General features: G+C 34.2%; 12 protein-coding genes. 2 read left to right on the top strand and 10 right to left on the bottom strand.

What is annotated here, in order from left to right; all coding sequences use genetic code 11:
- Positions 1-15: 15 nt before the first annotated feature.
- The 6 genes from FT993_RS06055 to FT993_RS06030 form a co-directional block, all read right to left on the bottom strand.
- Positions 16-534 (bottom strand): DUF6557 family protein, encoded by a 519-nt coding sequence (locus FT993_RS06055; protein ID WP_147861647.1) that lies wholly within the window; start codon positions 532-534, stop codon positions 16-18.
- Positions 535-716: 182 nt separating this feature from the next.
- The gene (locus FT993_RS06050; protein ID WP_147861646.1) at positions 717-1073 is read right to left on the bottom strand and encodes a type II toxin-antitoxin system HigA family antitoxin; all 357 of its coding nucleotides are present in this window, start codon (positions 1071-1073) and stop codon (positions 717-719) included.
- Positions 1074-1075: 2 nt separating this feature from the next.
- On the bottom strand, positions 1076-1369 hold the full coding sequence (locus FT993_RS06045; protein WP_147861645.1) for a type II toxin-antitoxin system HigB family toxin: 294 nt from the start codon (positions 1367-1369) through the stop codon (positions 1076-1078).
- Between the two features lie 389 nt (positions 1370-1758).
- Positions 1759-5709, bottom strand: coding sequence for an Eco57I restriction-modification methylase domain-containing protein (locus tag FT993_RS06040; protein WP_147861644.1), 3951 nt, complete (start codon positions 5707-5709; stop codon positions 1759-1761).
- Positions 5699-6709: a restriction endonuclease subunit M gene (locus FT993_RS06035; protein WP_147861643.1), complete on the bottom strand. Its 1011-nt coding sequence runs from the start codon at positions 6707-6709 to the stop codon at positions 5699-5701. Before FT993_RS06035 ends, FT993_RS06040 begins: the two co-directional genes overlap by 11 nt.
- On the bottom strand, positions 6706-6906 hold the full coding sequence (locus tag FT993_RS06030; protein WP_147861642.1) for a helix-turn-helix domain-containing protein: 201 nt from the start codon (positions 6904-6906) through the stop codon (positions 6706-6708). The genes FT993_RS06035 and FT993_RS06030 overlap by 4 nt, the downstream gene beginning before the upstream one ends.
- A 1140-nt stretch (positions 6907-8046) precedes the next feature.
- Here FT993_RS06030 and FT993_RS06025 point away from each other — a divergent pair.
- Positions 8047-8385, top strand: coding sequence for a single-stranded DNA-binding protein (locus tag FT993_RS06025; protein ID WP_147861641.1), 339 nt, complete (start codon positions 8047-8049; stop codon positions 8383-8385).
- A gap of 129 nt (positions 8386-8514) precedes the next feature.
- Positions 8515-8988, top strand: coding sequence for a CBS domain-containing protein (locus tag FT993_RS06020; RefSeq protein WP_147861640.1), 474 nt, complete (start codon positions 8515-8517; stop codon positions 8986-8988).
- 2 nt (positions 8989-8990) lie between these two features.
- On the opposite strand, the gene FT993_RS06015 is transcribed toward FT993_RS06020, so the two are convergent.
- The 4 genes from FT993_RS06015 to FT993_RS06000 form a co-directional block, all read right to left on the bottom strand.
- Positions 8991-9893 (bottom strand): histone deacetylase, encoded by a 903-nt coding sequence (locus FT993_RS06015; protein ID WP_147861639.1) that lies wholly within the window; start codon positions 9891-9893, stop codon positions 8991-8993.
- A 231-nt stretch (positions 9894-10124) separates the two neighbouring features.
- The gene (gene serS / locus FT993_RS06010; protein ID WP_147861638.1) at positions 10125-11396 is read right to left on the bottom strand and encodes a serine--tRNA ligase; all 1272 of its coding nucleotides are present in this window, start codon (positions 11394-11396) and stop codon (positions 10125-10127) included.
- Between the two features lie 55 nt (positions 11397-11451).
- Positions 11452-12765, bottom strand: coding sequence for an HTTM domain-containing protein (locus FT993_RS06005; protein ID WP_147861637.1), 1314 nt, complete (start codon positions 12763-12765; stop codon positions 11452-11454).
- On the bottom strand, positions 12746-13687 hold the full coding sequence (locus tag FT993_RS06000) for a bifunctional riboflavin kinase/FAD synthetase (protein ID WP_147861636.1): 942 nt from the start codon (positions 13685-13687) through the stop codon (positions 12746-12748). The genes FT993_RS06005 and FT993_RS06000 overlap by 20 nt, the downstream gene beginning before the upstream one ends.
- Between the last annotated feature and the right edge of the window lie 30 nt (positions 13688-13717).

Here is a 13717-nt window from a genome sequence, read left to right as displayed (position 1 = left end):
GAACAATTCATGTTTTTAGCTGCTGCCTTTTTCTTTTAGTTGTTTTATTAATTTTTCAAATGAAATAGTCTTGTCTTTTCGCTCTTCTTCTGTTAAGTTTTTGTATTCACTTGCTATTTTTTTTATACTATTGAATTGCTCCTGAATTTCATCTTCCTCATAGTCAACAAAAGTCATTTCGTAGAGGCAATGAGAAATGATTTCCAGTTCAGTAAATTTTTCGACAGTCTCATTGGCAATTTTCATTCCAAGCCATTTTTTCCACTCCGTGAATTCTAGAGCATAACTTTGAGATTCAACTTCGTTCAATTTTCTCCCAGATACGTCAACATAGGTTGTCATTTCTTCATCATAATTATCCTCACATTCAGTTAGGACAATTTCCATTTCACAGGGTTCAGGATACATTAACTTTATTTTTTCAAACACTTTTTTATATTCCTCAATCACATTTTTAATTTCTGGATAGAGTTTCAATATTGTCATTTCTACACTGAACCAATGAGTTGAATTTATTAAGTCATTTAATAGCATTATTTAAGAGAATTTGTCAAGGTTGTAGCCAACGTGTTTGTTTATGGTTTGTTGCGTGTTTCAGCACTAAAGTTAGCAAATAAATCACAGATAGAAAGTCCGCGAGCCCCGAAGTTTCGGGATTCAGAAGCAGGCGAGAATAAGCAATTACTTATAGCCATTGTTGGCAACTGACTTTTTTATTAATAATCTTGAACTAACACTTCAGTCGGAATGTGAAGTGTTGAATTTAGTTTTCTTATCATTCCTAAAGTCAGTTTACGTTTTTTACTTAAAATTTCACTAACTCTACTTTTAAAACCAACAACTTCGGCTAAATCCTTTTGTTTCATTCCCATCTGTTCCATTCTGAATTTGATTGCCTCAATTGGGTCAGGCATTCCAATTGGAAAGTTGTCATTTTCATATCTGTCAATTAAGATTGAAAGGATTTCCAATTCATCTCCTTGTTCAGTTCCTTTTTTTGAATCAAAAATTTCTTCAAGTCTGTTCAGAGCGTTTTGATAGTCTTTTTCGTTTCTTATTGGTGTTATTTTCATAATCAGATGTTATTTGCGTCTATTTTGTCATATTCTGCGTGAGTTCCGATGAATCTTATCCAGCATATTTGAAAATCAAAGTTGAATTTTACAATTAATCGGTAGTTGTTGCCTTTAATATTGTAAACAATTCGATTGTCTTTTAAAATACTTGCACTCGGATAATCGTTTTTTAATTCATTTATATTATTCCATTCAGATTTTTCAGTTTCTCTAAACCAAGACTTTAATTGTTCATCACAGTCAGCGTGTTTCTCCCAAAAGTCGCGTAAAGTTCGTTTCGCTATTACTCTCACAGTATACTTGTTTGTCGCAAATATAATAAAAAAGTTACCAATTTGGTAATAATTTTTCTTTTTTCAGCTTGTTACCAACGGTCTAGTATAAGAATAGTAGCGGATTTTAACGCACTAACTTTTCGGTTAATCACAGACCTTTTTTATATTTACTTACTTTCGGTTTAGCGATTAAACCGCTATTATTTTTATACAATGTTGTACACAGGCTTTCCTTGATTTTCTTGGTTTTCCAATGTTTCTACTTAATTCGAAGTGAGCGTTGGCAAGACATACTCTTTTGCAATTTTTGGCGTAGCGTTGGCTGGTGCGAAACGAAGTTCACGAACTCCAAAAATGATTTATAAAATCGTGAGTAATTGCAAATGTGTATGGCTTTTAGCGTGGGCTTACATTGGTTTAATCATTTTCTCAATAAATTCTATTTCCTCCTCACTTAGTTTATATTTTTCATAAAGTTGTTTGTCAATTTCCGCAATTGATTTACTCCAATCTATATCTGATTCAGATGTGAAATCTTGAAGTGGAACAAACTTGTATGTCTTTGATGTACCGTGTTGGCTTACTTTCGGTAAACTATGCATAAATCTTGCAAATTTAGTAAAGCAATAATTTGTAAGATTATTAGCTGATTCTTTATTTAAGTCTAAATCAGCTCCTATTACAATATATGTTTCAGTGCTAATTGTATTAGGCTCTCCTACGAATGCATTCAAATTATCATCGTTGAGTTCTGTTCCAATATTATTTGCATATGGTGCAAACACTTTGAATTTGTTAATCCATTTAGTGTTTTTTGATATTTCCTCTTTATTCAAATATCCTATTTGTTTTCCTCTACCATAGCAGAGAATAGGTGATTTTAATCCTTTTTTAGTAGGTCTAAAGATGGACTGATTTTTAACAACGTTACCCTCAAGTCCAAAAGGTTTTCTAGATGATATATTTTCTTCAAAAGATTCAAATTTTTCATTTGATTTAACCTTTTGAAGTATTTTAACAGCAATACCGTGTCGAATAAGAATATCTGAATCTTCTGTTTTTAAGCTTCTAGTATTTAGAGTAGGTGATAAATTATCGTCATAAGTAAATACTTTTGTTAAGTTTTCACTATTATCATAATTATTATCTCTCAAGAAAAAGCAAATGCCTCCTCTGTTATTAGTGTGTGGGAAAATTATTTCTGGATTTAAGAAGTCGTGTAATTCCGAAATGTTTTTATCATTTAACATTTGGTCTCTAAACGTGTCTAAACCTTTACCACCAGCATACCATCTTGTTGGCATAATTATACTACTATAATTAGGGTTTAATTGCTTAGCTATGTTTACAAAATGGTGGTAAATTGGCTTAGCACTGGCTTGAGCACCTCCATCACTTTCTTGGTATGGTGGATTACCAACAATCACATTAAATTTCATATCGTTGTTGTTAATTTTTATGGTTTCATCTTGAATCAAATCGTTTTCTTCAATCAAATCATAAGATGTGTAGTTTGATTCTATATTTTCTATATTTAGCTCAAGTAATGAATATACTTTTCTAGTAAATTCATAAGCAATTTTTGATGTTGGTATTGAATAAAAATTGTTTGCTACCTTTTTACCAAACTTTTTATAAACAGAGTAAACAAATTCACCTTGTTTTGAAGCAATGTCTAATATTTTGCTTTCATTTTGGATGGCATTTTCTGGCAACGAATTAATCATCATATCAGTAACTATTTCAGGAGTAACAATCTCAGAAACTGATAAGCGACCAAATTTTTTCATTGCATTCCTTGCTCTTTCTATGGGTGAAATTGTAGAATCGTTTGCCAATGAATTGATATTTTGAATTTTGTAATCTAATTCACTTAGCACAAAACCGTTAATATGTTCTTGAAATAATCGTAGTATATCAATCTCTAAATTTAAATGAGTAGCTATGCGAAGGTTGTTATTATCATCAATTATGACGTTAATAATTTCTTGAAGTGATTTAACAGTTGAATCAGTTGAAAAGGAAAAGAAAAGTATTCTTGCATAATACATTGCAAACTTTCCTTTGTAATCTATTTTATCATCATCTTTTGATGATTTTGAAGTTTTATCTCCTTCTTCTGGCTTTTCTCCATTATCAGGTTGATCACCAGTATCAATATCATCACCTTCGCCTTCTGATGGCTCTATTTCTAATCCTTGTCTCGATTTAATTCCTCCCTGTTTTTCAATCACATCTTTTATTGCTTCTATGTCTAATAAAGAGTAATCGATTGAGATTGATGTAGCTTCATCCAATACACTTCTTTCGCTTGAATATTGACGGACGGCATCTAAAATGTCAGTAGGCTCAACTTCAACCATTTTATTGTTGTTTATTACAACTATTGGCGAAATCTGAAGTTCTCTTTTTATTCTTTCTTCTAATTTAGTATTTCCGTTAGATTCTACATTGACATTATAAATTTGTGATTTTTGTTCCTGCATTTGAAACATTCTATTAGGATTAAAATCAACTAATAACGTTTGAGGCTTCATATTGTATTTTACAGTATCGCCCTCGGGTTCTTTTAATACTTTAATATATTGACTTTGAAGTCTAAAGATTGCTTGATCATATTCTTGTGGTGAGGCTGTATCTTTTAAATAGAGCATAGTATCCCATTCAGGGACTGTACTTCCTGTAAGCATCCTATTTACCGTTAAAGTGATGGTTTTTTTATTCTCGCTTTCACACTCACTTATTTTAGATTTTACCGACTGTGTATCCTTATAAATATTATCATTTTCAACACCAGAAATATTGATAACTTCGTAAGAGCTTAAATTTTTAAATTCATTCGATTTAATTAACTCCTCAAACGCATCACAGGAAGCACGATAGGGTAGTACACAAACAATATGACGGCACATCTTACCATCTTTTAATTTCTCATAATCTAGAAAGCTTAATAAATTGTCATCTGCATCAGTACCATCAATAACATTCAATAAATCAATTATTTCTTGTTCGTAGATAAACTTCTTATGTAGTTGATTTGTATTGTCTTTAAGTATGGATTTAGGTTTTAATAATTCAGAGAAAGCATAAGTAACGCCTAACTTCTTTAACTCTTCCATCTTTTTCCTGGAAGATTTATTAGGATTAAATGCAAAACGTATCATTTGAGGAAAACCATAATAAGGGTTGTCCCACTCTTTTACTTCATCTTTATTAAGATTTTGCTTATCCCATTCTTCTTGGTCTTCTGCTATATTTGTGAATTGATAAAAAGCAATTATATCGTCCTCTTCGAATTCACTGTTCATTAAAATTCTATAAGGTGTGCCAGATAAGTGTATACGAACCTTCGAGTCGATTACTTTAGTGGTTTCATCTAATTCATCAAGTGATTCATCATATTCTTTAAGTTCACTTCTTTTCTCTCCAGCTTTGAAATCTTTTAAAACTTTTCCGTATTCCTGAGCTCTTGCACCAAAATGAGTCTCGTCTATAAGCAACAGGTCAATCTGTTTTTCAAATACTTCCTTGTGTTTGGCTTTTATATCATCTCCTTGTAAGTCTTGAAGTGTAAGAAATAAGGCAATTTTTTCGTTAGCTTCTAGCTTATCTTTTATGATTGTTTCGCTTTCTAAAAGTGAATTACTATCTAAAAAGTTAAATCCATCGAATTTGACGTGACTTTCAACCGTTTTCTTCCATTCATTCTTCACATCAGCTTTTGCAGAAACAATTAGAACAAATTTTGCGTTCATCTCGACCGCACAGCACATAGAAGTAAACGACTTACCAAATCGCATTACTGCGTACATTAAGAGATTATTTCTACCATTGTCAATGGCTTTTCTAAATCTCTTAATGGTCTCTTTTTGATTAGGTCTTGGCTCGTATTCTTGATTTCTAGCGTAGGTATGCGTTTCAGGTAATAAACTACCATCGAATTTGTAAAATTTATACTTAGGCTCATTTTTTTTGTGAGCATCAATAATATCTGTTATCGCGTCATCAATATCACTGATATTAGTATCTTTAAAAAATTCGTTTGAATAATATATAGTGGAATCTAAATCCCCTTGTACTAGTCTTAATTTCTTAAGTTCATATTCTAAATACTGATGAATAGCAAAGTCTCTGAAAAATGTTTCTTCGTTAGCTTTAGCAACTTTTTGATACTTTTTTTCAAGTTGTGGAAAATGTTTTCTCCATTCGTTAAGTCTTTGTTCAACAGGCCTGTAAGTATCACCAACTTTTAAATAATTAGGAACCGTTTCTGTTGTAAAAGCATAGATATGTGGCTCAACTCTTCCGATAATTATATCTTCTAAAAGTTGTATGTCAAGTTGATTCTTATTTGCCATTTATTGATTGATGTTTATTTTGAAGTAGGTCTATAAACTTTATTTTTTTCCCTTTTAATCCTGTGCTTGACCAATCCATAATCAAACAGTAAATTCCATTATGTTCGAAAATATTGTCATTAAGACAACCTTTGCAAAATGAATTATCTGTTTCTTCTTCTCCAAATAGATTAACTGTTTTGGTTTTTATTTCTCCACAAGAAAAAGGAATTACACCTTTTAATCCGTCCATTTGCCAAACATTCCAAGAAATAATCTCAGCTATATCTTGAATTGATTTAATGAGAGGTTCTTTTTCAAATTTATATTGGTAATTCTCTATGTATGTAAATAACATTGATTCCCTAGCTAATAACAAACTATCGCCTTGCCATTCATAAGCGTATATGTTTTTATAAGCTGATTGAGTTGCCTCATTCCATTTGTTTAGGTCATTGACATTTTCATTTATTATTCTTAGTTTTCTATCGAGTAAACCAATTCTATTTTTAATTTCTATAAATTTCCCTGTTGTCGTGTCGTATCGGCTTGTTATGTATGGCGCTTCACCACAAGAAATTTCAAGTCGTTTGTCATTTACATAGTCTTGCCAAGATTTATTTTTAGGAAACTCAACTCTTTCTTGATTCGTTTTCCACTTTTTCTGATTTGGTATTTCCTTATTAAAGACATTTTTTCGTTCAAACCAAGCAGTATCTATCAAGTTGTTTTGAGCATTGCAAATCCAAGATGGCGTAAAGACTTCAGCCATATTCTTAATTCTAGATTGTTGTAATATTTGGTCTTTTTGAACCCTTGGCATTATCACATCACCGTTAACGCCTGTGATGAGTTCAGATTTAATCTGCTTGCTTTCTAAATATGATTCTCCAAAATACTCATAATTATTAGTTGCCCAAATAATGTTTTTTTGAGTGGTTTGGTCACGCAAAAGAATATCCAATACCTCTGGATATTTTTCTAAGATTTCATTTTCTAATATGTCTATTTCTGTCCTCAATTCAATTCCTTTTTTGGCACTAATAATTCTTTTGCTTCTATGTTTAGGATTTCCGCAATTTTGTACAAGTCCTCCAAACTCGGTTGTCGTCTATTTTGGGCGTAAGAGTTCACCATATTGTAACTCTTTCCCATTTGTTCAGCTAACCATTTTTGCTTAATTCCTTTTTTTTCTAAAACCTCTTTAATTCGGTTCATAATTGAATTGTTTAATTCAGGATACTAATGTAATAAGAATTATTAAATATCTCACTAGATGAGTATTAAAATAATCACTCAGTTTGGGTGAGCGTTGGATAGAGGCAAGCTCTTTTTATTTTGTGAGGTACGAACAAAATAAAATGTGCTTGACTGTGCGGTTGGCTTTTCAGAGCTTGTGTACAACTCATTATATCAAGACAAATATACATTTTTAACACCAATTTTTATTAGGTAAAGCGCAATCCGGTAATTGGGGTGTATAGAAGATAGGTTCAGCATTAGCTTGTTGAGATTGACTTGGTTGAAAACGCAAAAAGAACGCGATTTCATCACGTAGGAGTCGGAGTTTTATTCTGTTTCGCCTTTCAATTTGTTTCTGTGGGTTAAAAAAGGAGTCCGAGCTCCGATAAAAACCAAATTATTAAAACTATAACTGCGATATAAAACCTTAAACCTGTAAGAAAATCCCAAAAGTCCGTTTTCTTTTTCTGCCTCTCTTTTTTTATTTCAGACTTTTTTGCATTAAAATTACCTTATATATTTTAATTATTGAAAATCAGACCTAATTTTTGCAATATGATTAAAATCAATATTATCAGCATACCATAAAATGAAAAATTTCGCCAAATCCCTATAAAGTTAAATTTATCCTTGTATGATTTATTTTTAGAGGACTTATTTCCATAGTAATCTGAATTGATTTTTTTATTTTGTTTTTCCATTATACGGTTTTTTATCCTAAGACCACTTTGCGGCCTAGTCGCAACTACCCAGTAAAAATAAAATTACTTCTTATTTTCGGTATTTACAAAAAAACAAGTCCTGCTAAATCGCTTTAATTGAGCATTTATTTTACTTATTTATGCTAATTATTTGATTATTGAATGGTAAATACTGAATTTATTTGCCACTATTCAACTATTTATAAAATGGAGTGTTATAATTTGTAGGTGTAGCTTGAGGTCGGTTAATAGTGACTTAGCCCGTGAATAGAACACCTTAAGCAATTGCTTACAACCGTTTGAAAACGAATGTAAGCACAAGCAATTGGTTACCAACCGATTAAAAATAACCAAGCGTCTCATCTTTGTACCGTTGGCAAACAACACGTTTATTAATCATTTAAAACTTTATAGTATGAACGCTTTTAAAAACAGAATTCAGTTAATGGGAAACTTAGGTAATGATCCCGAAATCGTAAATTTAGAAACCGGTAAAAAGCTAGCCAAATTTTCATTGGCGACCAATGAGACCTACAAAAATGCCAGGGGCGAAAAAGTAACCGATACCCAATGGCATAACGTTGTTGCTTGGGGTGGTGTGGCCGATATTATCGAGAACTATTGCAAAAAAGGAAATGAGTTAATGTTGCAAGGTAAGCTAACCAACCGCTCGTATGAGAATGCGGCAGGAGAGAAGCGGTACATTACCGAGGTGGTGGCACAAGAAGTGTTGCTGATAGGTAAAAAAGCATAAAACTGCCCTGGCCTTCGAGTCCAATAAAAAAAATAAGGATGTTCTTCTTCTATAGGGCATTCTTATTTTTGTTTTTAAAATTCAATTAAAATGCTTATATTCAGTTGTTTAAAATTAAAAAATGATGTTATGGGTATTAAGAGTTTTCAAGGTAAAATGATAGGAGGTACGGGGGTAAATCCCGAAAAGATAGAAGTTCGTGATTTTATGATTCGGGAAGTGATTTATTTTCACGAGCAGGAGCATATTTTTGAGGTGATGCAAAAAATGATTCAATACAATATTTCGGGAGGCCCTGTGGTAGATGATCAGCACCAGTTGGTTGGGGTTATTTCTGAGGGTGATTGTATCAAACAATTATCTGAATCGCGCTATTACAATCAGCCGCTCGAAGGCGTTTTGGTTAGTGATTATATGATTAAAGAGGTTGAAACCGTTGCTCCCGATATGCAATTATTCGATTTAGCGCAAAAGTTTTTAAATTTAAAGTTAAGGCGTTTCCCGGTTTGTGAAAACCAGAAATTAATCGGGTTGGTGAGTCAGCGTAACGTACTCGATACGGCTCTGGCTCTACACGGCCATACCTGGCAACGACCGGCCTAAGCTTAATAATATATTGCTTGAACAAGTTTAAAGGTATTGGCATGTGCATTTACAATATGTTTAATGGCCGGAGAATATCCTCCGCCCATACTAATTTCTACCGGTAAATTACAATCCTTAAATTGTTCTAATACCATTTGGTCACGCATTTTACAGCCGTCTTGGCTAAGGCTTAGTTTTCCTAGCTTATCGGTGGCTAATACGTCTACGCCACTCAGATAAAAAACAAAATCGGGTTGCACTTGATCTAACAATTGAGGTAGCTTTTCTTTTAAAATTTGTAAATAGGCATCATCTCCCGTGTCATTAGGCAAAGCGATATCCAAATCGCTTTTTTCTTTTTTAAACGGATAGTTTTTTTCGCCATGCATAGAGAAAGTAAATACACGCTTTTCATTTTCAAATATTTTAGCGGTTCCGTTGCCTTGGTGTACATCTAAATCGATGATTAAAATTTGTTGTGCTAGTTGGTGGTTGAGTAGGTATTTAGCGGCTATCGCTTGATCGTTGAGCATACAAAAGCCCTCTGCACTATCCGCGTAAGCGTGATGGGTGCCGCCTGCAATATTCATACCTACCCCTTGCTTTAAAGCGTGTAGGCTGGCTTGCAAAGTACCTGCAGCAATTAAAAGCTCTCTGTTAACTAAGCTTCTTGATAAAGGAAAACCGCTTTTGCGGATTTGTTTTTGGGTAAATTTTAAATTTAAGAAGTCATAAAAATACTCGGCATCGTGCACCGCCAAAAAATGCTTATGATTGATGGCTTGAGGCTCAAAAAAATGCTTTTGCTCTACTATACCTTCACGTAGTAGTTGTTGAGGTAATAGTTCATACTTTGCCATAGGGAAACGGTGTTTGGGCGGCAGTTCTTGAACATAACAAGGGGCGAAGGCAATTTGTAACATAGTAGGCCAGGTTATTTTATAGGCTCTAAAATAGGCAATCTGGCGCAAGTTAACACATCACAAACAGCGAACAATGCTTAAAAGTTTCTTTATGAAAATAATCGTGGAGGTAAAAAAACCGTTTAAAAAGAAAAAGAGAACACGTGTTTTAGCTTAACCAAAATTGGTTTAGGCTTTTACAACTTAATTTCTTTTCGCTTTTTAAACGGTTGATAAATGTAGCCGACTTATTTAGTCTATAATATCAAAACCAGTATAAGGCACCAATACTTCTGGTATTTTTATTCCTTCTGGGGTTTGGTAGTTCTCTAAAAGACCCGCCAGTACTCGAGGTAAAGCAAGCGAACTTCCGTTTAGCGTATGCACTAATTCTTTTTCGCCTTGACTGTTTTTATAACGCACTTTTAGTCGGTTGGCCTGAAAATCTTCAAAATTTGATACCGAAGAAATTTCTAACCAGCGGTCTTGAGCGGTAGAAAACAATTCAAAATCATAGGTTAAGGCCGAGGTGAACCCTAAATCGCCTCCGCAAAGTCGTAGTATGCGGTAAGGTAATTTTAATTCTTTTAAGATGCCTTTTACGTGTTCTACCATTTGGTCTAATACGGCATAGGATTCGCTAGGCTTTACTAGATTAACCAACTCTACCTTATCAAATTGATGCAATCTGTTTAAACCGCGCACGTGAGCTCCATAAGATCCAGCTTCGCGTCTAAAGCAAGGAGTGAAGGCTGTACACTGTATGGGTAGGTCTTTATCAGTTAATAAATCACCACGAAACATATTGGTTAAGGGAACTTCAGAAGTAGGAATCAAATACAAATCGTCGTTTTGTACATGGTACATTTGTCCTTCTTTATCGGGCAATTGCCCCGTACCGTAGCCTGAAGCCTCATTTACCACTAAAGGCACTTGGTATTCGGTGTAACCAGCCTCAATATTCTTATCTAGAAAATATGTGATTAGAGCGCGTTGTAAACGTGCACCTTTGCCTTTGTAAATAGGGAAACCCGCGCCGGTAACTTTGTTGCCAAGCTCAAAATCTATCAAGTCATACTTTTTAGCCAGCTCCCAATGGGGTAGCTTGCCTTCGTGCAATTGTGGCACTTCACCGGCTGTAAAGATGCACTCGTTGTCTTCTTCAGACTTCCCTGCGGGCACACTCTCGTGTGGTATATTGGGTATGTTGTATAATTTTTCTTGTAAAGCTTCTTGAGTGCTTTGTAGCAAATCGGTAAGATGTTTAGACTCTTCTTTAAGACCTGCCGTTTGCTCTTTCACCTTGTTGGCTTTTTGGTGCTCACCCGATTTAAAAAACATGCCTATTTCTTTGGATAAACGGTTCGATTCGGCCAGTACTTTATCTAATTGAGTTTGTGTAGATCTTCTGGTTTCATCAAGCTGTAAAACCTCTTCAAAAATAGCGGAAGCATCAAAATTTCTTTTGGCTAAAGCCGCAATAAATTTTTCTTTGTTTTCTCGGATTTGAGCAACAATAAGCATAATCAGAATTTTTATCGATTTATAGAATAAGCAAATGTAGTATAAAAGCCTAAAATTACAGATTTTGCGGTAACAAAATCCAGTTATTGTGTTTAAAATAATTCCAATCCGCGGCAGCTAAATCGACTTCTGGATTAATTAAAGGCGTATACGGCCCTTTATTCACCCTAATGCCACAACGTACAAATACCTGCACATTTTTCCCTTTTTGAGCATATTCACGAGCAATGCGCTGTGCAAACTGCCAAATGATATCGGGCTTGGTAGTGGCTTGGCGCATTTGTTTAGAGCTAAGGTAATTAGCTTTGTTGACGATTGTTTTTTCTCCTGTTTGGGTATCAACTACCGTATAGGTGGCGTGACCGCTTTTGGTACGCAACATCATGCGCCAACTCATACGGTGGCCTTCTTCTGTGTACAAAACATCCCCGGGTATAAACCAATGTCTTAGAGGCAAGCCTATTTGAAAAATAAACCAAACCACTATAAAAAGTTGAAATGCACTGGCGTAATTAGGAACTTGAACGACTTTTTCTTGGTAAAAATCTTTTTTCTTTAAAAACCAGCGATGAACTTTTTCTGCTGGAAAGAAAAATAGACTAAAAGCTAATGAAAGATAAGGGAATATTCCTATTTGAAATACAATGCTGTTGAAAAGATGAAAAAAAACAGAGAAGAAAAAGATATATTTTCGAGTGGGTTTATACAACAGTAAAGGAACTACTAATAGGTCGAATAATATGCCAAAATAGGCAATCACATAATGCGTCCATTTTTGCTGTAAAATATCACCCACAATATAGTAGTGGGATTTTCCTGCCATTAAAATTTCGGGAACTTTGGCTTGTAACCAATCGGGATATATTTTCGCCAAAGCGGCGTAGGTATAAACGATGAATAGTTGCAATATTATAAAGACATTTACCCAATTGGGCATAGCATTACTTCTTAAACTTGGGTTGCGTTTTGCGTCGATAGAAGCATACGTATGGGCAGGGGCTAATAGCATAAAAATGCAAATGAGAATAAGCAGGTAATAATGATTGTTGTAGCTCGATTTTTGCATCAAATAACTCAACGTCCACAACAAGGTATAGCCTCCCATGCTCCAACGATATTTGTAACCCAAACATACCATAAGTCCCAAGCCGCCCATAAGTAAGTAATAGCCATACATAAAGGGACCTACGAATACCTGCAAAAAATCAAAACCAATAAAATTAAAGGTAAATTGAGGTTCTACAAAAACGCGTTTTACCCAACCAGTGGCAATTGCTCCCCAAGCTTCTAAGGTGATGAGTAAGCCAAAAATAATTCTAAAAACAATTAGAGCACTGTTGTCTACTTGTTTAAAAAGGAGCGTCTTCATAATGATGTTCTTTTAAGTAAGCTTGAGTAAAGTGCAGATCGGCTTGCATAGCTTCCTTGAGTTTTACTATAGACTCAAATTGCTTTTCCCCACGAATGCGGCTTAAAAACTCGATTTTTAATTTTTTGCCATAAAGTAATTCCGACCAGTTTATAAAATAGGTTTCGATGGTTTTTTGGTCGCTGCCTACGGTAGGTTTAAAACCTATATTCATCATACCATACACATAATCCTCTTTAATCTTACTGCGAACAATATAAACACCAATTTTAGGGATGAGCTTATAGGTTTCTTCAACGGCTAAATTAGCGGTAGGAAAACCAAAACCTTTACCTTTACCATTGCCACGAACCACTAAGCCTTGTACAGAAAAGGGACGGCCTAGATAAGTATTGGCCTTTTCAATTTGCCCTATTTCAAGTGCTTTACGGATTTTTGTACTGCTCACAGCGACATCATCAATATCTTTTTTAGAAATCTCTTCAACTTCAAAACCATATTCTTTCCCCAATTTGCGCAAATCATGGATATCTGCTGCACGATTGCGCCCAAAATGATGGTCGTACCCGATGATCACTTTTTGAGCTTTCATTTTCTTAACCAAGATTTGTTCAACATATTCTTGGGCGGTTAATCTTGAAAAATCTTTGGTGAACGGGTGTACGATAAAATAATCGATCCCTTTACTTTGAATCACTTCTCGCCGCTCGTTGATAGTTTGAATGAGCTTTATATCCATTTCTTTTTGTAAAACCATTCTAGGATGCGGAAAGAAAGTGAGCACAGCCGAAGCTAATTCTTCCTTTTTGGCAGACTCGATAAGGCGTTTTAGTATTTTCTGATGCCCAACGTGCACACCGTCAAAAGTACCAATAGTAACCACAGTTGGCTGGTTTATTGTTAAATTATTAGCATCTTTCATGATAAAAAAGAATATATGTTTTAATTAACG

It is taken from the genome of Mesonia sp. HuA40 (genome assembly GCF_008017835.1).
Taxonomy (GTDB): Bacteria; Bacteroidota; Bacteroidia; order Flavobacteriales; family Flavobacteriaceae; genus Mesonia.
Note: the sequence above shows the minus strand (reverse complement) of the source record. Positions and strands in the feature narration are given on the sequence as shown.